The organism is Desulfosporosinus sp. BICA1-9, from assembly GCF_000802135.1.
In genome coordinates, this window is record NZ_JUEE01000015.1 from 57029 (window position 1) to 78469 (window position 21441).

Annotated in this window: 22 protein-coding genes; 20 read left to right on the plus strand and 2 right to left on the minus strand. The window is 45.7% G+C overall.

Annotated elements, in window-relative coordinates; genetic code table 11:
* Positions 1-13 precede the first annotated feature (13 nt).
* On the plus strand, positions 14-142 hold the full coding sequence (locus JL57_RS01550) for a small, acid-soluble spore protein, alpha/beta type (protein WP_034140296.1): 129 nt from the start codon (positions 14-16) through the stop codon (positions 140-142).
* A gap of 129 nt (positions 143-271) precedes the next feature.
* Here JL57_RS01550 and gpr read toward each other — a convergent pair whose 3' ends face one another.
* Positions 272-1258, minus strand: a complete 987-nt coding sequence (gpr, locus tag JL57_RS01555; RefSeq protein ID WP_034140336.1) for a GPR endopeptidase — start codon at positions 1256-1258, stop codon at positions 272-274.
* 517 nt (positions 1259-1775) lie between these two features.
* Between gpr and rsmD the strand changes: the two genes are divergently transcribed.
* Entirely contained in the window at positions 1776-2345 is a 570-nt protein-coding gene (gene rsmD / locus JL57_RS01560; protein WP_034140297.1) for a 16S rRNA (guanine(966)-N(2))-methyltransferase RsmD, read from the plus strand.
* Entirely contained in the window at positions 2346-2840 is a 495-nt protein-coding gene (locus JL57_RS01565) for an ATPase (RefSeq protein WP_034140298.1), read from the plus strand.
* A gap of 53 nt (positions 2841-2893) precedes the next feature.
* Here the strand turns inward: JL57_RS01565 and ylbJ are convergent, their stop codons facing one another.
* The gene (gene ylbJ / locus JL57_RS01570) at positions 2894-4045 is read right to left on the minus strand and encodes a sporulation integral membrane protein YlbJ (RefSeq protein WP_034140299.1); all 1152 of its coding nucleotides are present in this window, start codon (positions 4043-4045) and stop codon (positions 2894-2896) included.
* Between the two features lie 86 nt (positions 4046-4131).
* On the opposite strand from ylbJ, the gene JL57_RS01575 reads away from it, so the two are divergent.
* From JL57_RS01575 to mtnP, 17 genes are all read left to right on the plus strand, one after another.
* Entirely contained in the window at positions 4132-4896 is a 765-nt protein-coding gene (locus JL57_RS01575; protein ID WP_034140300.1) for a patatin-like phospholipase family protein, read from the plus strand.
* Between the two features lie 163 nt (positions 4897-5059).
* Positions 5060-6262, plus strand: a complete 1203-nt coding sequence (locus JL57_RS01580) for an acetate/propionate family kinase (protein ID WP_034140301.1) — start codon at positions 5060-5062, stop codon at positions 6260-6262.
* An 87-nt stretch (positions 6263-6349) separates the two neighbouring features.
* The gene (locus JL57_RS01585) at positions 6350-6859 is read left to right on the plus strand and encodes a DUF177 domain-containing protein (RefSeq protein ID WP_034140302.1); all 510 of its coding nucleotides are present in this window, start codon (positions 6350-6352) and stop codon (positions 6857-6859) included.
* A gap of 32 nt (positions 6860-6891) precedes the next feature.
* Positions 6892-7071, plus strand: coding sequence for a 50S ribosomal protein L32 (gene rpmF / locus JL57_RS33260; RefSeq protein ID WP_082075005.1), 180 nt, complete (start codon positions 6892-6894; stop codon positions 7069-7071).
* Positions 7072-7374: 303 nt separating this feature from the next.
* On the plus strand, positions 7375-7932 hold the full coding sequence (fapR, locus tag JL57_RS01590; protein WP_034140303.1) for a transcription factor FapR: 558 nt from the start codon (positions 7375-7377) through the stop codon (positions 7930-7932).
* A 28-nt stretch (positions 7933-7960) separates the two neighbouring features.
* Positions 7961-8944, plus strand: coding sequence for a phosphate acyltransferase PlsX (gene plsX, locus JL57_RS01595; RefSeq protein ID WP_034140304.1), 984 nt, complete (start codon positions 7961-7963; stop codon positions 8942-8944).
* 37 nt (positions 8945-8981) lie between these two features.
* Entirely contained in the window at positions 8982-9983 is a 1002-nt protein-coding gene (locus tag JL57_RS01600; protein ID WP_034140305.1) for a beta-ketoacyl-ACP synthase III, read from the plus strand.
* Entirely contained in the window at positions 9980-10936 is a 957-nt protein-coding gene (gene fabK / locus JL57_RS01605; RefSeq protein ID WP_034140306.1) for an enoyl-[acyl-carrier-protein] reductase FabK, read from the plus strand. The genes JL57_RS01600 and fabK overlap by 4 nt, the downstream gene beginning before the upstream one ends.
* A gap of 3 nt (positions 10937-10939) precedes the next feature.
* The gene (gene fabD / locus JL57_RS01610; protein WP_034140307.1) at positions 10940-11878 is read left to right on the plus strand and encodes an ACP S-malonyltransferase; all 939 of its coding nucleotides are present in this window, start codon (positions 10940-10942) and stop codon (positions 11876-11878) included.
* A 1-nt stretch (position 11879) separates the two neighbouring features.
* The gene (gene fabG / locus JL57_RS01615) at positions 11880-12623 is read left to right on the plus strand and encodes a 3-oxoacyl-[acyl-carrier-protein] reductase (protein WP_034140308.1); all 744 of its coding nucleotides are present in this window, start codon (positions 11880-11882) and stop codon (positions 12621-12623) included.
* Between the two features lie 37 nt (positions 12624-12660).
* The gene (gene acpP, locus JL57_RS01620) at positions 12661-12888 is read left to right on the plus strand and encodes an acyl carrier protein (protein ID WP_034140309.1); all 228 of its coding nucleotides are present in this window, start codon (positions 12661-12663) and stop codon (positions 12886-12888) included.
* 153 nt (positions 12889-13041) lie between these two features.
* Positions 13042-14001: a nitronate monooxygenase family protein gene (locus JL57_RS01625; protein ID WP_034140337.1), complete on the plus strand. Its 960-nt coding sequence runs from the start codon at positions 13042-13044 to the stop codon at positions 13999-14001.
* Positions 13998-15236: a beta-ketoacyl-ACP synthase II gene (gene fabF / locus JL57_RS01630; RefSeq protein WP_291299571.1), complete on the plus strand. Its 1239-nt coding sequence runs from the start codon at positions 13998-14000 to the stop codon at positions 15234-15236. Before JL57_RS01625 ends, fabF begins: the two co-directional genes overlap by 4 nt.
* 19 nt (positions 15237-15255) lie before the next feature.
* Positions 15256-16041 carry a ribonuclease III gene (rnc, locus tag JL57_RS01635; protein ID WP_034140310.1) on the plus strand — a complete coding sequence of 262 codons (786 nt, stop codon included), beginning with the start codon at positions 15256-15258 and terminating at the stop codon, positions 16039-16041.
* Complete coding sequence (smc, locus tag JL57_RS01640; RefSeq protein WP_034140311.1) at positions 16034-19630, plus strand: chromosome segregation protein SMC; 3597 nt, start codon at positions 16034-16036, stop codon at positions 19628-19630. The genes rnc and smc overlap by 8 nt, the downstream gene beginning before the upstream one ends.
* Positions 19631-19717: 87 nt before the next feature.
* Positions 19718-20653, plus strand: coding sequence for a signal recognition particle-docking protein FtsY (gene ftsY / locus JL57_RS01645; RefSeq protein ID WP_034140312.1), 936 nt, complete (start codon positions 19718-19720; stop codon positions 20651-20653).
* Positions 20653-21435, plus strand: coding sequence for an S-methyl-5'-thioadenosine phosphorylase (gene mtnP / locus JL57_RS01650; protein ID WP_034140313.1), 783 nt, complete (start codon positions 20653-20655; stop codon positions 21433-21435). The genes ftsY and mtnP overlap by 1 nt, the downstream gene beginning before the upstream one ends.
* Positions 21436-21441: the final 6 nt, after the last annotated feature.

Here is a 21441-nt window from a genome sequence, read left to right on the forward strand (position 1 = left end):
GGAGGTGTAAGCATTGGCTAATCAAAGCAAAACCATCGCCCAACTCACACCAGAATTAGAGAAATTCAAGTATGAAGTCGCACAGGAGATTGGGATTGCAAATCGTAAACACAAAAGTTTTCCCAATTCCCAAAAACAATAAACTCATAATGGAAAGGGTCAGGTTTAAGTAACCTGGCCCTTTCCCTACTTTACGTAACAGATGTATTAACCTACCAAATCGCAATTGTATTTCTACTTAGTCAAATCTGGAGGAAAATGGAATAAACTATTACTGTAAGTAACGCTCGTAATCTTCACGATCAATACCTGGATGTAGGCTGATTGCTAAAGCACCTGCAATAATTTTAGCTACGGTTTGAATTAGGGAATCGATTTCTTTAGGTGTTACCATGAGGTTTCCTTGGAAAGGGGAAAGAACATCATCGATGATTTGACTGAATGTTTCTGGTTTTATACCCTTGTATAGTTGATATAACTTAGGACTGGTAACAAATTGTTGAAAAACCCCTTCAACCACATCATGAGCGATCACGCCAGCATTGACAACTGTTGGTAGACCGATGGCAATCACTTTGCAGCCTAACGTTTCTTCGGTAATGCCTGCTCGCCGGTTTCCTACACCTGAACCAGGGTGGATTCCAGTATCGGCGAGCTGAATGCTTGTCCCAATCCGTTCTAGGGAACCAGCTGCAAGGGCATCAATGGCAATGACTAAATCGGGCTTGACATGTTCTACGATACCCCGAATGATTTCAGCGGTTTCAATTCCAGTAATTCCCAATACTCCAGGAGCGATGGCGCTGATTTTTCTCATTTGGCCTTTCAATTCATCCGGAGAAAGTTGGAAAAGATGACGGGTAACCATAGTTTTGTTAATAACTTGAGGACCTAGAGCATCGGGTGTAGCATTCCAATTACCTAACCCCACGATTAAAATGCTAGCATCTTCTTTGAGACCCATTAGTTCAATTAATTGATCTGCAAGAACATGGGTGATGTTTTCGTGGATGACATAATTATTAGTACGGATTTCAGGTGCATCAATGGTTATGTAATGTCCTTTTGGCTTACCAATTGCATTAACTCCTTCATCAGTTTCGACGGTAATGATGGTAACTTTAGCGTGTTCGAGTTGCTCTTCATTCATGCGAACGCCTGGTATTTCTTCCCCGCTTTCCCCCCGGAAGAGCTGGTGGGCCTCCACGGCTAAGTCAAGCTGAACATTGAGGTGTCGATAGAGATCAGATTTGTTCATTTTAAGTTTCATTCCTTTCGCTGTGCTCAAGGCACAAAAAATTATGTTCTTTCAAACTAATAACTCCTTTAAATTGCAATTATACATAACTTGGCTGGCGCTTATACTAAGCTTAAAAAAGTCACTGGGGCGATTAAGCTCCAGTGAACAGAGAGGAAAAACGAAAGGAAGAGTTGGATGGGGGAAGGGCAATCAATGATTAGTAATGTTCATCGTTGCCATCTTTAGTATTAACAAAAACAGCAAGGATATACAGGAAATTTAGCTATTCACTGTGGTATACTATTACATAAAAGAGATGGAGGAATCGTAACTGGAAAATCCATTTTTTGATGCTTCGGCATCTGAGTATGATAAATGGTATCAAACTCAACGAAGCAATGAAACAGGAAGAAAGTCAGCAAGGGAACCCTGGATTTCTCGTAGCAAAATGGGTAAAAGCATGAGATAAGTGAACTGATTGGCAGTTGTAGTGTAAAGCTTAATAGGCTCTGCTATAATACAGTATGGAGGATGTATGAGGATTATTGCCGGTGAAATGCGTGGCCGACAGGTTAAGGCTGTCGAGGGAATGCAGACACGCCCGACTTCGGACAAAGTAAAGGGTGCGATTTTTAGTGTTCTAGGGGACAAAGTTTTAGATGCGCGGGTTTTAGACCTTTTTGCTGGAACCGGTAACTTGGCGATTGAAGCGCTCTCCCGAGGTTCTTGTGAAGCGGTGCTAGTCGAAAAGAGTTTTGAAGCGCATCAGGTCATACTGAAAAATCTTGATCAAATTGGGGTAAGCCAAAAGACCAACCTCTTTTTGATGGATGCCTTTAAATACATAGATAGATACCCTAATGAAGTTTTCGACCTTATTTTTCTGGACCCCCCTTATCGTAAGGAGCTTGTGCTTAAGGTTCTATTGACCTTAAAGAAATACTCTTATTTGACACCAGACGGAGTGATTGTTGCTGAAACAGCCAATGATGAAGAATTGAGTAATGATACTATTTATCCGTTTGAAGTCCGTAAATCACGGGAATACGGAGACACAAAAGTATGGTATCTACAGAGAATTGATGATGAAGAGGGAGAGATATAAGTGGAAAATGATATTCTGAGCTTGCTCAATGAAGTTGAAGAGATCATAGATCATGGGACGAAGATCCCCATGACAGGAAAAGTATTAGTCGATGATTCTGTAGTCTTCGAGTTGCTTGATCGAGTGAGAGCAGCCTTACCGGAAGAGCTAACAAATGCTAAGTGGGTTTTAAAAGAACGGCAACGTATTCTAGATGAAGCTGAAGCGGAAGCGCAAAAATTAATCGAGCGTGGAAAAACCTACGTTGATAAGATGGCGATAGAAAATGAAGTGGTTAAACAAGCTCAGAGCTATGGCGAGGATATCGTTAAGCAGGCGCAAACATTTGCTCGTGATGTCAAGACTGGTGCTGTACAATACGCTGATGAAATGCTTCAACATGTTGAACAAAGTCTATACCAGACGCTTCAGGCTCTGCGTAAAAACAGGGAGGAATTAAAGGGGTTAGCTAAGGAAGACCGGGACCGGAAAACTGTCATCACTGAAAATGAGTAGGGTGAGTAATCTCACCCTACTTAATGTCAGAGAACCCGATGCCGCTGGTCGAACTACGATCTGCGGACTCGGATCAAGGCGAGAACTATTAGAGTGCTCATCATCCCAATAAATACGAGAGAACTTAAATGCCAAGTATTCCAGACCAGGGCGGTAGTGTCTGGAACTTGAATGGGAAGCGTCGCGGTGGGTACCTTAGCAACTATGAGGAAAAGCTGGCTCAGACCCATTGCCAGAATTGCCTGGAGTGCGCGGGCGATTACAAAGGACGAGAAGCGCAAATCCGTGCCGCTGATTAATCCAGCAACTTGCGCAAACACAGAGAGTCCACCCCAGCCCATAATTAAGGTCAGAAGTGCTACTTGTTGATGGAGGGAGGAAAGCGCTCGGATTGCTTCCTGACAACCCAACGTCATTTCAAAAAGACCATTGAAAAAGGCCTGAAAAACGGGAATAGGAATGCCTTGGACAACCATATGACTTAGGGACGCCAGAAACAAGGTGATGTGCCAGAGGTTTAAGAGTCTTAGAATCACCGAGAAAAAAGCCATGTAACCAGCTACCATCAGAACGGTGTTAGTACTTTGCTTGACTGCATCCCCAAGGACCTGTCCGAAGGGACGGTTGTCTCTACTTTGGGCATTTTTCATTTCGTTCCAAGCCCGTTTGAAAGAGGGAAGCTGCAGGCGTTGCGGGGAACTAGAAGCTACTCGATAAAAACGGTAAAAGAAGCCAACGATCAAATTTGCCAAATAAACTGAGCTGGCTAACAGGATTCCGAGTGCCGGTTTACCTAACATACCTGAGGCAACGGCACCAAACATAAAGCCTGGGCTGGGATTATTAGTAAAAGCTAAGAGACGTTCCCCCTCCTCCCGGGAAATTTCTCCGTCTTTACGAAGCCGAGCGGTGAGTACTGCCCCCATCGGAAAGCCTGACGTATAGCCCATAGCTACGACAAAAGCTGCTTTGCCAGGAAGACGGAAGATCGGACGCATAAAAGATTCCAGCAGAACACCAAGAAAATGAACAAATCCTGAAGCCATCAGCAGTTCGGAGAGAACAAAAAAGGGGAGTAATGCAGGGAGGACAAAACGCCACCATAAGGTCAAGCCACCACCGGCAGAACTAAGCACTTCCTGTGGATACATAAACATGCCGAGGGCAAGGAGGCTCAAGGCCAAGACCCGGGTAACGTTAGACATAGAAATATCACCTTCCTTCACCTTCCTACATAATTTATATGGAAGTATGCCAGGCCCTAGAAGTCTTGGTAAGGAGGAAACTATCCATGAATCCTATAAGAGGACTTGTTTTGGGCGCCGGAGGCGCTCGAGGGTTCGCCCACTTAGGTATCTTACAAGTACTTGAAGAAAAAAAAATTAGTATGGACGTTGTAGTCGGATGTAGCGCAGGTGCTATATTCGGCGCTTTGTTGTGTTCTGGAATGGATCTTTATCGGATTGAGCGATTGTTGACGTATCCAGGTTTTGCTAAGAAGATTCTCGATCCTGCCGTTTCTAAAGCAGGACTCATCAAAGGAGATCGGATACTTGAAGTTATTCGACTCTTAACCAAAGATATGTCATTTTCGGACCTGAAAATTCCTTTAGCGGTCGTAGCGACTGACATCGAGTCCGGGGAGCTTGTCGTATTTCGTGAAGGTAGTGTAGCTCAAGCAGTTCGAGCGAGTATTTCTATCCCCGGTTTTTTTAAACCCTATCGTTATCAGGGTCGTCTCCTGGTCGATGGTGCCGTTAAAAATCGTTTACCTATACATATTGCTCGGGAAATGGGGGCGGAGAGAGTTTTAGCAGTGGATGTAAAAAAAGGACTAGTTAACAAACTAACTAGTGCCATGGATATTTTACTCCAGTCCATTGAAATACTCGAAGAGGAAGTGTTTCAGGCCCGTTGCCATGGTGCAGATCTGCTAATCCAACCGGATATTGGACATATCGGAAGTTTTCACTTTGATCGTGCTGAAGAGGCAATACAACTTGGTCGCGCAGTAGCTTTGGCGAAATCTTCTGAAATTAGGAGAATAATGGCGTAAGGGGTTAAAAAACCAAAGATTTTGTGCTACACTCTTTTAAGATATATAATCAAAGGTGGAAAGAAATGGAGCAAGTTAAGAAGTGGAAAACTAATTTTTCAGGGAAGACTATAGAATAATACTTATCGACTAAAGATTGGAAAACACAAAAGGGGTATTAACAATGAAAATACTGGTTATAAATTGTGGTAGTTCTTCTCTGAAGTATCAAGTGATTGATATGGCCACAAAGAATGCTATAGGCAAAGGACTGGTTGATCGCATTGGTCTTCAGGGGTCGGTGCTTACTCATCGAACGGGATCAGGAGAAAAACACGTCATTAGGTCTGAAATCCCAAATCATACCATGGCTATTAAGCTCGTACTAGAGGCCTTGATTTCCCCTGAATACGGTGCCATTAAGGATTTAACCCAAATCTCTGGAATCGGGCACCGTGTGGTTCACGGGGGGGAAAGGTTTTCAAAGTCCGTAGTTATTGATGAAGCGGTCATGAAGGCTCTGAAGGACTGTATTGAGCTGGCCCCCCTCCATAATCCTCCAAATATTGCAGGAATCAAAGCTTGTCAGAAAATGATGCCTGGAGTTCCCCAAGTGGCAGTTTTTGATACTGCCTTCCATCAATCCATGCGACCAGACAGTTATATTTATGGATTACCCTATGAATATTACAAAAAATATGGAATTCGGAAATATGGTTTTCATGGGACTTCTCATAAATATGTCAGTCAACGTGCTGCGATTCTTCTCAAGAAACCACTCAAAGAACTAAAGATTATCAGTTGTCATTTAGGAAACGGGGCCTCGATTGCTGCCATCCGAGGAGGGAGATCGATTGAAACATCAATGGGCTTTACTCCTTTAGACGGTCTGATGATGGGGACGCGCTCTGGTGCCTTGGATCCGGCCATTGTGACCTACATTATGTGTCGAGAAGGCTTTAACGTTGATCAAATGAATGATTTTCTCAATACAAAATGCGGAGCTTTAGGGGTTTCGGGGATAAGCAGTGATTTCAGGGACATCGAAGTGGCAGCAGAACAAGGACACGCCCGTGCACGACTCGCCTTAGATATTTTCGAACATGATGTTAGGCAATATATTGGTGCTTATGCCGCAGTGTTGGGTGGAGTCGATGCCATAATATTCACGGCAGGCGTTGGCGAAAACGCAGCCAGCATGCGAGAAACGATCTGTAAAAACCTGGATTACCTTGGCGTAAGCCTTGACCGTGAGAAAAATAAGGTTCGAAGTGAGGAAGTAGATGTTTCTAAACCTCACGCTCGATGTCGGGTTCTCGTAATACCAACTAATGAAGAATTGATGATTGCGCTGGATACGAATGAATTAATCCGTGAAAATGAATAATACCATCCAAAGTACGTGGTAAAGAGTTTTCCCTTGACAAAGAAAAATGTGCCAACTATAATAATGAATGTGTATTGGGGTGGTAATATGAAAGTGAATGTAGCTCAGGTTCGTTATAGAGGTGGAGAAAGTGTCCATTTTGATTTAGTGGAAGACTTTTCTGCTCTGGATTTGGGAATTGAAGCCCTCTCATTTCAAGCACCGGTACGCGTACAACTTCAGGTAAACAACACAAGTAAAGCGATGCTCGTTAATGGAACGATTCACACAGAACTTAAAGCTATGTGTGGACGTTGTCTGGAGTCGTTCGTATATCCCTTAAATCTCTCCTTCCAAGATGAATGGGTTTTCCGAACGCTTGCAACAGACGATCAACTAGAGACAGCTCTCCTTTTGGATAAAGATGAGATTGATATTAAGGATCGAATTCTTGAACAAATTGTAGTAGCTTTACCGATGAAGTTTATATGTTCAGCAGAGTGTCAGGGGCTATGCCCGACCTGTGGTGCAAATCGAAATCTGACCCCGTGTGATTGCGGGGAAGGTGTCAGGGACCCTCGGTTAGCAGCACTGGAAAAGTGGCAAACCAATGACTGATAAAGTTTTTAAAACATAAAGGGGGTGTAACTATGGGTGTTCCGCAACATCGACAATCGAAATCAAGAGTGCGTAAACGTCGGGCTATGTGGAAACTAACTGCACCGAACCACATCAAATGCCCCCAATGCCATCAGCCAAAAATGCCTCATTATATATGCCCAAGTTGTGGGTTCTATAATTCTAAGGCAGTTATTACAGTTGAAGCATAAAGCTTATACGCTAAAAACAAAGAACTCTTTGCATAAGAGTTCTTTGTTTTTTACTTTCCGAAGGCTTTCGACAGGTTTATTTCTTGATAAGTATCTTAAGATAGTCTATAATTGTGACCAGGTACTAAAATCGAGGTTCGAGGTTCGAGGTTCGAAGCACGAAGCACGAAGCACGAAGCACGAAGCACGAAGCACGAGACACGAGACATGTTGCATGCACATAGGGTTTCAAACCTTACATAAGTAGTTTTAGTCATTAGGCGAAGTGATTGGAAAAATGCATGATGAGAAATGGTGATATACATGGGTCGTTATCATAAAGAAGAACGGCGTAAGGTTTTAGGGGAAGCTCTAGCCAAGGATCCTTTTTTTACCGATGAGGAACTTTCTGAGAGGTTTAAAGTGAGTGTCTCAACCATACGTTTAGATCGAGGCGTACTGGGGATCCCGGAACTTCGAGAACGAACTCGGGTCGTAGCCCAAGAAGTTTATTCGTCCTTAAAATCCTTAGATGATCAGGAATTGATCGGAAATTTAGTAGAACTAAAGGTTGGGGAAAGAGCTCGTTCTGAGTTGAAGATTGAAGAGAGCATGGTTTTAAGCAAGGCGCGAGTGGCTCGGGGGCATTATTTGTTTGCCCAAGCAAATTCCTTAGCGATTGCCTTAGTAGATGCGCCGATGGCTTTAACCGGAAGTGTTGATTTAAAATTTTTACGACCCGTTCGATTAGGTGAGGTTGCTGTTGCTGAAGGAAAAGTAGAGAAACGAAAACAGAATAAATATTGGGTTCAAGTAACAGTAAACGTCAATTCAGAGGAAGTACTCCGTGGAAATTGGATTCTTTTCGCGATCGATGATTGATTGGGTGTGGGGATAAGGAGATGAAACAATGAGAATCGCTGTGGATGCAATGGGTGGTGATCATGCCCCAGAAGAGATAATCAGAGGTACCCTGATAGCAGCAGAAGCAAATCCGAATGTACAGCTAATTTTGGTAGGGCAAGAAGAACGGATACGACCACTACTCTCTGACTCGAAATTGAAGAATATTTCAGTCTATGGAGCTTCTGAAGTTATAGAGATGGACGAACATCCGGCCAATGCCGTTCGTAAAAAGAAGGATTCTTCGATTGTTGTAGCGACCAAATTAGTCAAGCAGGGAGATGCTGATGCCGTCGTAAGTGCTGGAAGTACAGGTGCCCAAATGGCTGCTGCCCTTTTGGGTTTGGGGAGGATCAAGGGAATCGAACGCCCAGCCATTGCCACGGTTCTGCCGACTCCGGAAGGTGGGAAACTCCTCCTCGATGTAGGGGCAAATATGGATGCTACTCCGGAGCAACTTTCTCAATTCGCTTTAATGGGTAACATCTATGCCCAGAAAATTTTGGAGATTTCAAATCCACGCGTGGGTCTATTAAATGTTGGGAGCGAAGAGGGAAAGGGCAACGAACTGACCCAGAAGACTTACCCTTTGCTAAAAGCAAGTCCTCTTAATTTCATGGGTAACGTTGAAGGACGGGATGTTCCCTATGGACGTGCTGATGTGGTGATTTGTGATGGTTTTGCGGGTAATATCTTGCTAAAAACCTTAGAAGGCTTGGCCGGGGTATTGTTTGAGCAGATTAAGGAGAGAATTACTTCGAACCTGGTTCGAAAACTAGGTGCTCTCGCTGTAAAACCGGGCTTAAAAGAAATTGCTCAAATGATGGACTATGCGGAATATGGTGGAGCACCCTTACTTGGAGTGAATGGGATTAGCATTATCTGTCACGGAAGTTCGAAAGCGAAGGCAATTATGAATGCCATCCGCGTCGCCAGAGAATGTGTACAAGTGGGTCTGATTGAACAGATTCGGGAAGATCTCCCCAAGTGAGCCTGATGTTACTAATGAGAAAAGAGGACTGCGATTGATGCGTAGTGTGGGAATTGTGGGTTTAGGGTCATACGTTCCTGAAAATGTAGTGACCAATCTGGATTTAGAACAATTTGTGGACACAAATGATGAATGGATTGTATCTCGAACAGGGATTAAACAGCGTCATATAGCCCCTAAGGACATGCCTGTGTCGGAACTATGTTATCAGGCAGGTTTGAAGGCCTTAGAGGATGCTCAGATCGCCCCTGAAGAGGTAGAATTGATTATCGTCGCCACGATAACACCCGATTATGCGTTCCCGGCAACAGCATGCTTGGTTGCTGATCGTTTGGGAGCAAAAAATGCGGCGGCCTTTGATCTGGAAGCCGGATGCACAGGGTTTATCTATGCTGTGGCGACTGGCAGCCAGTTTATTGCCTCAGGATTATATAAAACGGTGCTTGTCATTGGTGGGGAAACCTTGAGCAAAATCCTTAATTGGCAAGACCGTTCAACCTGTGTTCTTTTCGGTGATGGTGCTGGAGCTGCGGTTTTGCAGCAGGTGGAAGAGGGTTTTGGTTTCTTGAGTTTCGAATTAGGTTCAGACGGTTCTGGTGGCGCGTTATTAAGCCAACCCGCTGGAGGCTCAAAGTGTCCAGCTAGTCTGGAAACCGTGGAAAAGAATCTCCACACCCTTCAGATGGAGGGCAAGGAAGTCTATAAATTTGCAGTTCGGATTATGGGGGATGTTTCGGTCAAGGTTCTTCAGAAGGCTGGTTTGACGAAGGACGATATTGATCTCCTAGTTCCCCATCAAGCTAATATGCGGATCGTCGATGCCGCTGTCAAGCGATTGGGAATTTCAAAGGATAAAGTGGTGATCAATTTAGACAAATATGGTAATATGTCAGCTGCGTCCATTCCGATTGCCTTAGATGAGGCTTTTCAAGCAGGTCTCATCACAGAGGGGGATATCATTGTGATGGTTGGATTTGGAACAGGCTTGACTTGGGGAGCGTGTGTTTTGAAATGGACGAAAGTAGGCCTAAAACGATGATTAAAACGAGGATCTGTGAACTTATCAATATTGAGTACCCAATTTTCCAAGGCGGAATGGCTTGGGTTTCGACAGGAGAATTGGTCGCTGCGGTCTCCGAAAGTGGAGGTTTAGGCATCATTGGATCAGGACAGGCTCCGGCTGATTGGTTGCGTGTGGAAATTCGCAAAGTGAAGGCCATTACAAAAAAGCCATACGGGGTTAATGTCATGCTCATGTCCCCATTCGTAGATGAAGTCATGCAGGTCATCCTTGAGGAACGTGTCCCGGTGATTACAACAGGGGCAGGGAACCCGGGAAAATACGTGCCAATGCTAAAAGAAATAGGCACAAAAGTAATCCCTGTAGTTGCTTCGGTGGCCTTGGCCAAACGTTTAGAAAAGGCAGGGGTTGACGCACTCATTGCAGAAGGCATGGAATCTGGCGGGCATATTGGGGAAATTGGAACCTTTCCACTAGTACCCCAAGTTGTCGATGCTGTGAAAATTCCAGTGATTGCAGCAGGAGGAATTGTGGATGGCCGTGGTTTAGTGGCGGCTTTGGCTCTCGGCGCTGAAGGGGTCCAAATGGGGACACGCTTTATGTGTGCGGAAGAATGTACTATTTCCCATCTTATCAAAGATAAAATTACCAAAGCAAAAGATCGCGCTACGGTCATTACCGGGCGCTCAACGGGTCACCCAGTTCGTTGCTTGGATAACCGCTTTACCCGTCTAATAGAGCAACATGAACGGGAGGGAATGCTGGCTGCGGATATAGAGAAACTGGGAATCGGAAAATTGCGCTTAGCCATGGTGGAAGGGGATATCGAGAATGGTTCTATCATGGCCGGTCAAATCGCAGGAGCGGTTCAGCGTATCGAACCTGCCGCCCAGATTATTCAAGACATCATGCAATCTGCAGAACGGGAATACAAGCGTCTGGCTGCGCGATTTGGAGATGGGAGGGCATGATCGTTGGGTAAACTAGCCTGTATATTTCCAGGACAAGGATCTCAATATATTGGCATGGGAAAAGAACTCTTCCAGACTCCGAGTGGCGGGAAAGCGCTGGAGCTGGCACGTGAAATCCTGGGTGATGAGTTTATCTCCTTAATCGAAGAGGGCCCGGAAAACGAACTCCAACAGACGATCAATACCCAACCTGCGATTCTTCTCGTAAGCGTCGTGGCTTGGCAGCAACTTCAGGAGGCAGGGATAGAACCTGATTTTGTTGGAGGGCACAGTCTGGGCGAGTACTCGGCACATGTCGCAGCGGGCAGCTTTAATTTAGCTGAGGCTTTACGTGTCGTGAGACGACGTGGAGAACTTATGCAAGCAGCGGATCCCAAGGGTGTAGGAGGGATGGCTGCCATCCTAGGCTTATCTGCGGATCAAGTGGAAGAAGCTTGCCGGCTAGCCTCTGGCCACGGTGTTGTGGCACCGGCAAATTATAATTGTCCAGGACAAGTGGTTATCTCTGGGGAAAAAGAGGCTGTAGCCTATGCCATTGAGATGGCTAAGGGATTAGGCGCAAAACGGGCAATACCGTTAACCGTGAGCGGGGCATTTCACTCCAGTTTGATGGCAGGTGTGGGCGAAGCTCTGCGTTTAGTCTTAGAAAAAGTGCCTTGGCAAACCCCTCGTTGCCCAGTCGTGGCCAACATTGATGGGGCGGAGGTTTTTTCTTCGGAACGTACGGTTAGTACCTTAATAAAGCAAGTTAGCAGCGCAGTTTTATGGGAGCAATCCGTTCTGCGTCTGCTAGACTTAGGGGTTGATACGTTCATAGAGTGTGGACCTGGTAAAGTCTTGACAGGTTTAGTTAAAAAAATTGCTCCTGACGCTAAGCTCCTCCGGATCGAGGATAAAGCGTCCCTGGAAATGTCACTTGCATATTTGAAGGAGAGTCGTTAAAATGGTGCTGAATGATAGCGTAGCCATTGTTACTGGGAGTGGGCGTGGAATCGGGCGCGCCATAGCATTGGAGCTGGCAACCGCAGGGGTAAAGATCGTGGTTAATTATGCCGGTCGTGCCGATAAAGCAGAGGAAACGCTAAGCTTGATCCGTGAAGCAGGTGGAGAAGGTTTGGCCGTTCAAGCGGATGTCAGCCAAGCGGCGGAGGTTGATCGGTTGTTAAAAACAACCTTGGATCATTTCGGAAAGGTTGACATTCTTGTCAACAATGCAGGGATTACACGGGATTCTCTGTTGCTCCGCATGAAAGAAGCGGACTGGGACTCGGTCCTGGCAACCAATCTCAAAGGGGCTTACCTTTGCACTAAGGCGGTCAGTAAAGGAATGCTAAAACAACGCTCGGGGGTTATCGTTAATATTTCCTCTGTAGTGGGCTTATCAGGGAATGCGGGACAAGCCAATTATGCAGCAGCTAAAGCGGGCATGATTGGATTTACCAAATCCATTGCTAAGGAATTTGCATCGCGTGGAATTCGTGTTAATGCGGTCGCACCTGGGTATATTTTCACAGATATGACGGAAACATTACCAGAAGGGATGCAAAGTGATATTTTGCGTGGAATCCCACTAGGTCGCATGGGAAAGCCTGAAGACGTTGCCAAAGTGGTTCGATTCCTTGTGTCCCCAGAGGCGTCCTACATAACTGGACAGACTTTATGTGTCGATGGGGGTATGGAAATGTAAGGTTCAAGTTAAGTTTTGAGAGGAGGTGAAGAAGCAGATGGGAGTTTTCGATAAAGTGAAAGCCATCGTCGTCGAACAACTTGGGGTAGATGAAGCAAACATTACCCCGGAAACCTCCTTTGAAGAGCTAAATGCAGATTCTTTGGATATCGTTGAATTGATTATGGCTCTTGAAGAGGCATTCGACTTGGATATTCCGGATGAAGAAGCAGAAAAAATTCGGACAGTTGGAGATGCAGTGAACTTCATTAAGGAAAACAAATAACCTCAGAAGGTCCCGTATTCAAATGCGGGACTTTCTTTTAAAGAAGGTTGTTTCTCTTATCTATTTTGAGGTTAAGAGAAATTGAAATAGATATTTAGAAGATAAGTGTTAGGCGATTTAAAGGGGTAAGATCTCTAAATGGGAGGAAAAATCGTGAAAATACCTGTACTACGTATTGCAAATTTAGTAGCCAAAATTCCTGTAATCCAAGGAGGAATGGCTGTAAGGATATCCATGGCCCCTCTCGCAGCTGCAGTAGCAGAAGAAGGGGGGATCGGCATAATTGCAGGCAGTGGTTTGTCCGTAGAGGAACTGAGAGCGGAGATTCGTGAGGCGCGCAGGCGAACCAAAGGAATTATTGGGGTTAACATTATGTTTGCTGTCCGCGAATTTGCCCAATTAGTTCAAGCCGCTTTTGAAGAGAAGATTGATCTTTTAGTTTCGGGAGCCGGATTTTCAAGGGATATGTTTGCCTGGGGTAAGGAAAAGGGCATACCGGTCGTACCGATTGTATCATCTGCCAAACTTGCTAGACTATCCGAAAAGCTGGGTGCGGCTGCCGTGATTGTGGAAGGGGTAGAGGCTGGCGGACATCTTGGAACAGATCGTTCCATCCACGATATTCTGCCAGAGGTCATCGCAGCTGTCAGTATTCCTGTCATTGGCGCGGGAGGTGTCGTTGATGGCCAAGGTGTTGCAGAAATGTTGAAGCATGGTGCAGATGGGGTGCAAATGGGAACACGGTTCGCCCTTAGCGAAGAGAGCAGTGCAGCTTTCGCTTGGAAAGAGGAAATGTTAAAGGCTGCGGAAGAGGACGTCGTGTTCATTCATAGTCCTGTGGGGATGCTGGCCCGGGGGATAAAGAACCCCTTCACCAAAATGCTTGATGAAAAGGTGGACGTCACGCCGACGGATTGCATGGGTTGTCTCAAACAGTGTGAGGGAAACTTCTGTATCATGAATCGTTTAATTAAGGCGCAAACGGGTGATGTTCATGAGGGCCTAATTTTTTCAGGGGCCAAAGTCCATAAAATCAATGATATTTTATCGGTCCATGAGATTTTTGAAGATATTAAAAAAGGAATCCTGGGTTTGAAGGAGGAGTCGGTGTGAAACATCGTGCAGTCATTACGGGAATGGGAGTAGTCACTCCCTTGGGAAATCTTCTGGATGAATTCTGGAATAATTTAATGGCAGGAAAGTCCGGAATTGGATTATTGACACGGTTTGATGTTGCCGGTCTTCCCACAAAAGTTGCCGCAGAGATTAAGGATTTTGAGCCAACGGACTATATCGATAAAAAGGAAAGTCGACGCATGGACCGCTTTACTCAATTCGCTATGGCCGCAGCTAAACTGGCGTTGCAAGATTCCGGACTAAATATGGAAAACGTGGACAAGGAACGAGTTGGAACTGTGATTGGCTGTGGAATCGGTGGCGTGACCTCGTTTGAGGACCAAAAAGAGGTACTTATGAATAAAGGCAGCAACCGAATTAGTCCCTTTTTTGTTCCTATGCTGATTAGTAATATGGCAGCGGGACATTTATCGATTGCCTTTGGCTTTCAAGGTTCTAGTATTACGGTGGTTACAGCCTGTGCTTCAGCAACCAACGCCATAGGAGAAGCGCTGCGTATCATTCAACGCGGAGAAGCAGACATCGTGATCTGTGGAGGTACCGAGGCACCGATTACTCATTTGGCGTTTGCGGGTTTTTGTTCCATGAAAGCGATGTCAACCGAGAAGGAACACCCTGAACAAGCTTGCCGACCCTTTGATAAACGCCGCAGTGGATTTGTCATGGGTGAAGGAGCGGGGGTTTTGGTTTTAGAATCTTTGGAGCATGCTGAGGCTCGTGGTGCTCGTATCTATGCTGAACTGGCGGGTTATGGGAGTACATCGGATGCCCATCATATTACGACCCCAGCTCCTGGCGGCGCAGGCGCTGTCCGTTCCATGCGTCTGGCTTTAAATGATGCCGAGGTAAATGTTGAAGAGGTTGATTATATTAATGCGCATGGTACAGGTACGGGTCCCAATGATGCGACGGAAACAGAGGCCATTAAGACGTTGTTTGGCAGTCATGCAGCGAAGCTGGCGATTAGTTCAACTAAATCCATGACGGGGCACTTAATGGGGGCAGCTGGTGCTATTGAGGCGATCATTTGTGCCCTGACCATCGATCGGGGTTCGATCCCACCGACCACCAATTACGGAGAACCTGACCCGGAATGTGATCTGGACTATGTTCCTAATTACTCGCGAAAACAGGCTGTCAACGTGGCGATGTCTAATTCACTAGGTTTTGGTGGACATAATGCCACAATCGTATTGAAGAAATTTGCCTAAAGGTAAGGAGATCAAGAGTATGGTCGAAAAGAGATCCGACGCGACTGCAAACTCAACAAAAACAGAAGGAAGATCAGGGCGAAAAAAATACGCCCTATCTTCCTTTAAATTAGAGCCGGGAATTAAGCTGGCCAAACGGTTGGAATTGGGGACCCCACCTAATCGGTTGTTTGTCACTGCCTTGACGCATCCTTCGTACATCTTTGAAAACCCACAGTTTGGCAAAGAAAATAATCAACGCCTGGAATTTTTAGGGGATGCGATTTTGGATTTTGTGATTGCAGAATATCTATATCTCAGTTATCCGGACCGCCCAGAAGGAGAGCTCACTAAGATGCGGGCAGCTGTTGTTAATGAGACAACCTTGGCTCGCAAAGCCCATGAAATTGAGTTAGGACAAGAGCTATTATTAGGTAAAGGGGAACTGGTATCTGGGGGACGGGAACGGCCTTCTATTTTGGCTGATGCCTGGGAGGCAGTCGTTGGAGCAATTTATTTACAATATGGATTGCTGGAAGCTCGACGGGTTATATTAGAGCTGCTTAAACCGTCGATTGAGGAAGTCGCCAAGGGAAATTATGGGGACTATAAGACCGTACTACAGGAAAAAGCACAACGGGAAGAAAAAGAAGTTAACTATCAGATTTTAGTGGAGGAAGGCCCTGATCACAACAAGTGCTTTACGGCGGGTGTTTTTATCGGAGGAGATTTATTGGGAAAAGGGATAGGCCGAACTAAAAAAGAGGCTGAGCAACAGGCTGCTCAACAGGTACTAGACCTTTGGGGGAGTGAGAACGATGATTAAACCTGAGAATTTCCCAGTCTTCTTGAAGGGGATTCATATTCAGGGTTTTAAATCGTTCGCTGATCGTGTGAAATTGGAACTAGGCCAGGGATTAAGCGTTATTGTCGGTCCGAACGGGAGTGGAAAAAGTAACGTTGCTGATGCTGTTCGTTGGGTCTTAGGTGAACAAAGCGCTAAGAGCCTTCGAGGCGCAAAAATGGAGGACGTTATCTTTTCTGGGAGTTCACAACGGCGCCAAGTCGGAATGGCAGAAGTATCCCTGATTTTTGATAACTCAACTGGAATTTTCCCGTTAGACTTTCGGGAAGTGACGATCACCAGGCGGGTTTATCGTGATGGTGAATCTCAATATTTAATTAATAAAGCTCTTTCTCGACTTAAAGATATTCAGGAACTTTTCATGGATACGGGAGCGGGAAAAGAAGGATTTTCGATCATTGGGCAGGGGCGGGTTGAGGAGATACTAAACCTAAAATCAGAAGAACGGAGATCACTCATCGAAGAAGCGGCAGGGATTACCAAGTTCCGTTTTAGAAAGCGCGAAGCCTTAAAGCGTCTCGATGATACGGTCCTGAATCTGCAACGGCTGGAAGATATTGTCCAAGAAATTGAGGATCAGTTGACTCCTCTGGCTGCCCAAGCCCAAGTGGCCGAGCAAAGTCTAGCTCTCTCTGAAGAACAAAAACGCCTAGAAATTCTGGGAGTAGTCCTAGATGTCACCGAGGTAAAACAAAAGTTGTCTGCAGGAGAGTCGAACTCTGAGAAATTGCAATCAGCGCTGATGTCAGTGCAAGCAGCGTTAGCCCTTAAAGAGAGTCTAACTATTGAGGATAAGGTTAACCTGAAACATAGTGATGAAACAATCCAAAGGCAGCAAAATGAGGTATTCCAGGCAGAGCAAGCCCTAAATGCTTTAAAACATGAGTTAAATCTGCGGGTTGAACGGGCTGGATATTTCGCTGATCAAATCACCCGCTTGGGACGAGAGCGTCATGTCGACGAAGAGCGGCTTAAGGATGTGCTGGAACGAATTAAGGCGCTAGAAGCTAAACAGAGTGTCTTAAAACATACGGTTGGAAAAGCACAGCAAAATGTCATGCTCCAGGAAGAAAGACTTTCTGAAGCACGCAGAAATAATGGGGCAAAGGAGATCGAACAATTAAAAACAGACTTGTTCGATGCCCTATCAGAACAATCCCACAGTTCAAATCAGTTAACTGGAACTCAACACACGCTTTCGTCTTTGGAGCAACAAGTCAGACAGCTTGAACAAGAGCTGCTGCAAAAAGAAAAAGAGCATGGAACTTTACAAGAAAGGCACCTGGCTCTGGAAAAAGAACAGCTGGAGATTGAAACTGCACTACAGATTACTGACAAGGAACGGCTTCGCTTAGTAGATGAGCTAGAGAAGATTAAGAGACATCGTCAAGAGCAGCAACAGCAAGTACAGCGACTCATGAACCAAGCAGATCAAACGAGAGCTCGACTCCAGGCGCTTCAAGCCTTAGAGGACAATCTGGAGGGGTATCAACGCGGGGTTCGTGAGGTGATGCTGGCTAAGAAGAAGGGTATCCCCGCAGGTGTGGGATTGTGTGGAACGGTCGCTGAATTGATCAACGTCAAAGAGGATTATGAACTAGCTTTGGAAACGGCTTTAGGAGCCGGATTGCAAAATATTGTTGCGGAGAGTGAACAGGCGGCAAAAGCAGCGATCCACTACTTAAAAGCCCGTCAATTGGGGAGAGCTACCTTTCTTCCTCTCGATGTTATCCAAGGGAGTAAGATATCTGTTCTGCCTGCAGTCCAAAAAGATCCTGGTTTTGTAGGTATAGCCCTCGATTTAATCAGTTTCGAAGAGAAGTATCGACCCGCGCTAGCTTCACTGTTAGGTCGAATTACCGTTGTTACAGATATGGATGCGGCAACTCGAGTGGCACGTTTCTCGGGTTATAAGCTAAGGATTGTCACCTTAGAGGGAGATCAGGTTCACCCAGGGGGCTCCTTAAGTGGAGGGAGTGTCCAGCGCAAAGGCGGAAATTTGCTCGGACGTTCCCGCGAAATTGAGTCCCTAGCTGAAACCCTATCTCGCCTGAAAAACGAAGGGCGACAAAAGGAGCAAGAGCGAGCAGAAATCGAGGCAGAACAAGGTCGAATTCAAGCAGTGATCGACCAGCTTACCCAAGAACAACGTGAAAAACAAGAGTATCTCGTCATGCTTAGGACTCAGTTTGATAGCGCGACTACTCAAATTCGTCGCTTCAAGGAAGACCTACAGATTGCCTCCCATCGTTACCAAGGGGCCATTGAACAGAAGGCAGAACTTTCTTTGGCGCTGGAAGGGCTGAAAGACCGCTTTGAAGCTGCTGAAAAGAAGTCAATCTCTTTGCGAGAGGCACTTCATAAACGTGAGCGAGAAGCGAAGACAGCTGCCGAGTCGTTGGAGGCTGTCGGAGAGCATTTAACTCAGGAAAAAATCCAACTCGCAAAATGGGAACAAGAATTATCCCAGTGCCTAGAAACGTTAGATCAAGAACGATTGGTATGCAAAGAAAATGAAGCCAGTCTTAAACTCAAACTCCAAAATCTTGAAGAGGTTCAGCTTGCGAATTCTGGGGTTGACGATGAAAAGACTGCTTTAATCATCCAGTTAGAGGAACAAAGTCAGTCTCAGGCTGCTCAGCAATTCTTATTGATGCAAAAGCGCCAAGAACGCGAAGTTTTAGCAACTCGTGTGCTGGAGTGGGAAGCGGATATTCAGAAAAAACGTGAGGAAGCCCATACGCAGGAGCAACGTCTTCATGCCAATGAATTGCGTGTTGCACGTTGGGAAACGGAGTGGCAAACGGGAATCACTCGGTTAAGCGAAGAATTCTCTCTGTCCTGGGAGGAGGCCATGATGTATAAGTCCGTCGAAGATCGGGCGACGATCGGGCAACGAATCCAGGAGCTCAAACAACAGATCAAGGCATTAGGCCCCATTAACCAAGCGGCAATAGAAGCCTATCCTAAGCTGCTCAGTCGGCATGAATTTATGTTAAATCAACGGGAGGATTTGATCGAGGCCAATCAAACCTTGCGCCAACTCATTGCGGAATTAGATAAGATCATGATGGAGCGTTTTGCTGAGAGTTTCAATGCGGTAAACCATGCGTTTAAGGATGTTTTTAAAGAACTCTTTAAAGGCGGAAGTGCAGAACTGTGTTTAGTGGATCCCGAGCATTTATTAGAGACGGGCGTAGAGATTATCGTTCAGCCACCCGGCAAAAAACAACAACTTCTCTCTTTATTATCAGGAGGGGAACGGGCGCTAACAGCCATCGCGTTACTCTTTGCATTGCTGCGCGTGAAGCCCAGTCCGTTTTGTCTACTTGATGAGATCGAAGCCTCGTTAGATGATGCTAATGTTCAGCGTTTTGCCGAATATATTCATCGCTTATCACACTCCACTCAATTTATCGTTATCTCCCATCGCAAAGGGACCATGGAATCAGCGGATGTTCTATATGGGATAACAATGGAAGAGTCAGGCGTTTCAAAATTACTTTCTGTGCAACTTGACGATCGGACGAATAGAGACGAGTCGGCCTAGGTAGAGAAAGGGGTTATAAAATGTTTGAGACAAGCCGTTGATTATGTTAAAATAACGACAATAGTGACCATGAGAGGAAGGAAAAACGTGGCAGGATTTTTTTCTCAACTTAAAGCAGGCCTTACGAAAACTCGGCAAAACTTTGTGGAAAAGATTGAGCAGGTTTTTACAGGTCGCAAGAAAATAGATGAAGAACTATATGAAGAATTGGAAGAAGTATTGATCCGGTCGGATGTCGGTGTTAACACCTCCTTCGAATTAGTTGAACGCTTACGTAAAGAAGTTAAACTACGCAAAGTTTCTGAGCCAAGTGAACTGACCTTAGTCCTACAAGAATTAATCGGGGAGTTATTAGGGGAAGAAACACACCTCACTTTCGCCAAGCAGGGTCCAAGCATTATTCTTGTGGTTGGAGTCAACGGAGTGGGTAAAACCACAACCATTGGTAAGCTCGCCAACCAGTTCAAAAAGGACGGCAAACGGGTTATGATGGCAGCTGGAGATACCTTTCGGGCTGCAGCCATTGACCAACTTGAGATTTGGGGAGAGCGATGCGGGGTAGAAGTGATTAAACAGCGGGAAGGTGCAGACCCTGCTGCCGTTGCCTATGATGCGGTACAAGCTGCTAAGTCTCGTAATATCGATGTCGTGATTGTGGATACGGCTGGTCGTCTTCACAATAAGGTAAACCTGATGGAAGAGCTGAGAAAGGTCAAGCGGGTGATTGAACGCGAAATTCCAGGTGCACCCCATGAAGTCTTACTTGTGTTAGATGCTACGACAGGACAAAACGCTCTGCAACAAGCAAAACTTTTTCAGGAAGTGGCCGGCGTGACTGGAATCGTCTTGACTAAGTTGGATGGAACGGCCAAAGGGGGAGTTGTGCTGGGAATTCAAGGGGAAACTCGGATCCCGGTAAAATTCATTGGCATTGGTGAAGCAATGGAAGATTTGCGACCGTTTGTTCCTTTGGATTTTGCAGCGGCATTGTTCGGAAGCCCTGAAGAGGAGGAAGAATTCTGATAAATTATGCACTTATTGGGGGAACCGGAGTTGAACACTTTACCCTCACTGAACAGCGCATTATTACAGTGAAGACTCCCTATGGGACGGTAGAACCAATAGTTGGAAAGCTTGCCAATCGAGAACTAGTGTTCATGAGTCGACATGGCCGTGGTCATGTCACACCTCCCCACCTCGTGAATTACAGGGCAAATATTTGGGCGCTTCGTGAACTAGGCGTGCGAAAAATTCTTGCTACGGCGGCTGTCGGTTCTCTATCTGTAGATTACCACTTGGGCGAATTGGTCCTCTTCGACCAGTTTCTTGATTTTACTAAAAGTCGCCCACTTACTTTCTATGAAGGAGGGCACCACGGTGTACTCCATGTCGATATGACAGAACCCTATTGTTCTGCTGCGCGCCAGGTAATCGTGAATGCGGCAGAAGACCTAGGGCTTGTGGTTAAGAATGGGGCATGTTATGTTTGTACTGAAGGCCCACGTTTTGAAACCCCAGCAGAAATTCGGATGTTTCAGCAACTTGGTGCTGACGTTGTCGGAATGACCAGTGTCCCTGAAGTAGTTCTGGCACGTGAACTAGGAATGTGTTATGCTTCCATCGGGATGGTGACCAATGAAGCGGCTGGAATCGCAGCTCATCGCTTAAGCCATGCCGAAGTAATGGAGAGCATTAAGAAATTAGGAAGCAACGTTGCACAACTTATTCAAGCGACCGTTGAATTATGGTCTCCAGATCAGGAATGTCTATGTGTCTCAGCGAATGTTGAAGTTGGAAAATTTTAAAAGGCG

Bases quoted from the DNA above. Each gene is read 5' to 3' on its own strand.
- JL57_RS01580 (WP_034140301.1), top strand. From the start codon at position 5,060: ATGAAAATACTGGTTATAAATTGTGGTAGTTCTTCTCTGAAGTATCAA.
- smc (WP_034140311.1), top strand. From the start codon at position 16,034: ATGATTAAACCTGAGAATTTCCCAGTCTTCTTGAAGGGGATTCATATT.
- gpr (WP_034140336.1), bottom strand. From the start codon at position 1,258: ATGAACAAATCTGATCTCTATCGACACCTCAATGTTCAGCTTGACTTA.
- JL57_RS01600 (WP_034140305.1), top strand. From the start codon at position 8,982: ATGCGTAGTGTGGGAATTGTGGGTTTAGGGTCATACGTTCCTGAAAAT.
- acpP (WP_034140309.1), top strand. From the start codon at position 12,661: ATGGGAGTTTTCGATAAAGTGAAAGCCATCGTCGTCGAACAACTTGGG.
- rpmF (WP_082075005.1), top strand. From the start codon at position 6,892: ATGGGTGTTCCGCAACATCGACAATCGAAATCAAGAGTGCGTAAACGT.
- rsmD (WP_034140297.1), top strand. From the start codon at position 1,776: ATGAGGATTATTGCCGGTGAAATGCGTGGCCGACAGGTTAAGGCTGTC.
- rnc (WP_034140310.1), top strand. From the start codon at position 15,256: ATGGTCGAAAAGAGATCCGACGCGACTGCAAACTCAACAAAAACAGAA.
- JL57_RS01585 (WP_034140302.1), top strand. From the start codon at position 6,350: ATGAAAGTGAATGTAGCTCAGGTTCGTTATAGAGGTGGAGAAAGTGTC.
- fapR (WP_034140303.1), top strand. From the start codon at position 7,375: ATGGGTCGTTATCATAAAGAAGAACGGCGTAAGGTTTTAGGGGAAGCT.
- fabG (WP_034140308.1), top strand. From the start codon at position 11,880: ATGGTGCTGAATGATAGCGTAGCCATTGTTACTGGGAGTGGGCGTGGA.
- fabK (WP_034140306.1), top strand. From the start codon at position 9,980: ATGATTAAAACGAGGATCTGTGAACTTATCAATATTGAGTACCCAATT.
- JL57_RS01575 (WP_034140300.1), top strand. From the start codon at position 4,132: ATGAATCCTATAAGAGGACTTGTTTTGGGCGCCGGAGGCGCTCGAGGG.
- plsX (WP_034140304.1), top strand. From the start codon at position 7,961: ATGAGAATCGCTGTGGATGCAATGGGTGGTGATCATGCCCCAGAAGAG.
- ylbJ (WP_034140299.1), bottom strand. From the start codon at position 4,045: ATGTCTAACGTTACCCGGGTCTTGGCCTTGAGCCTCCTTGCCCTCGGC.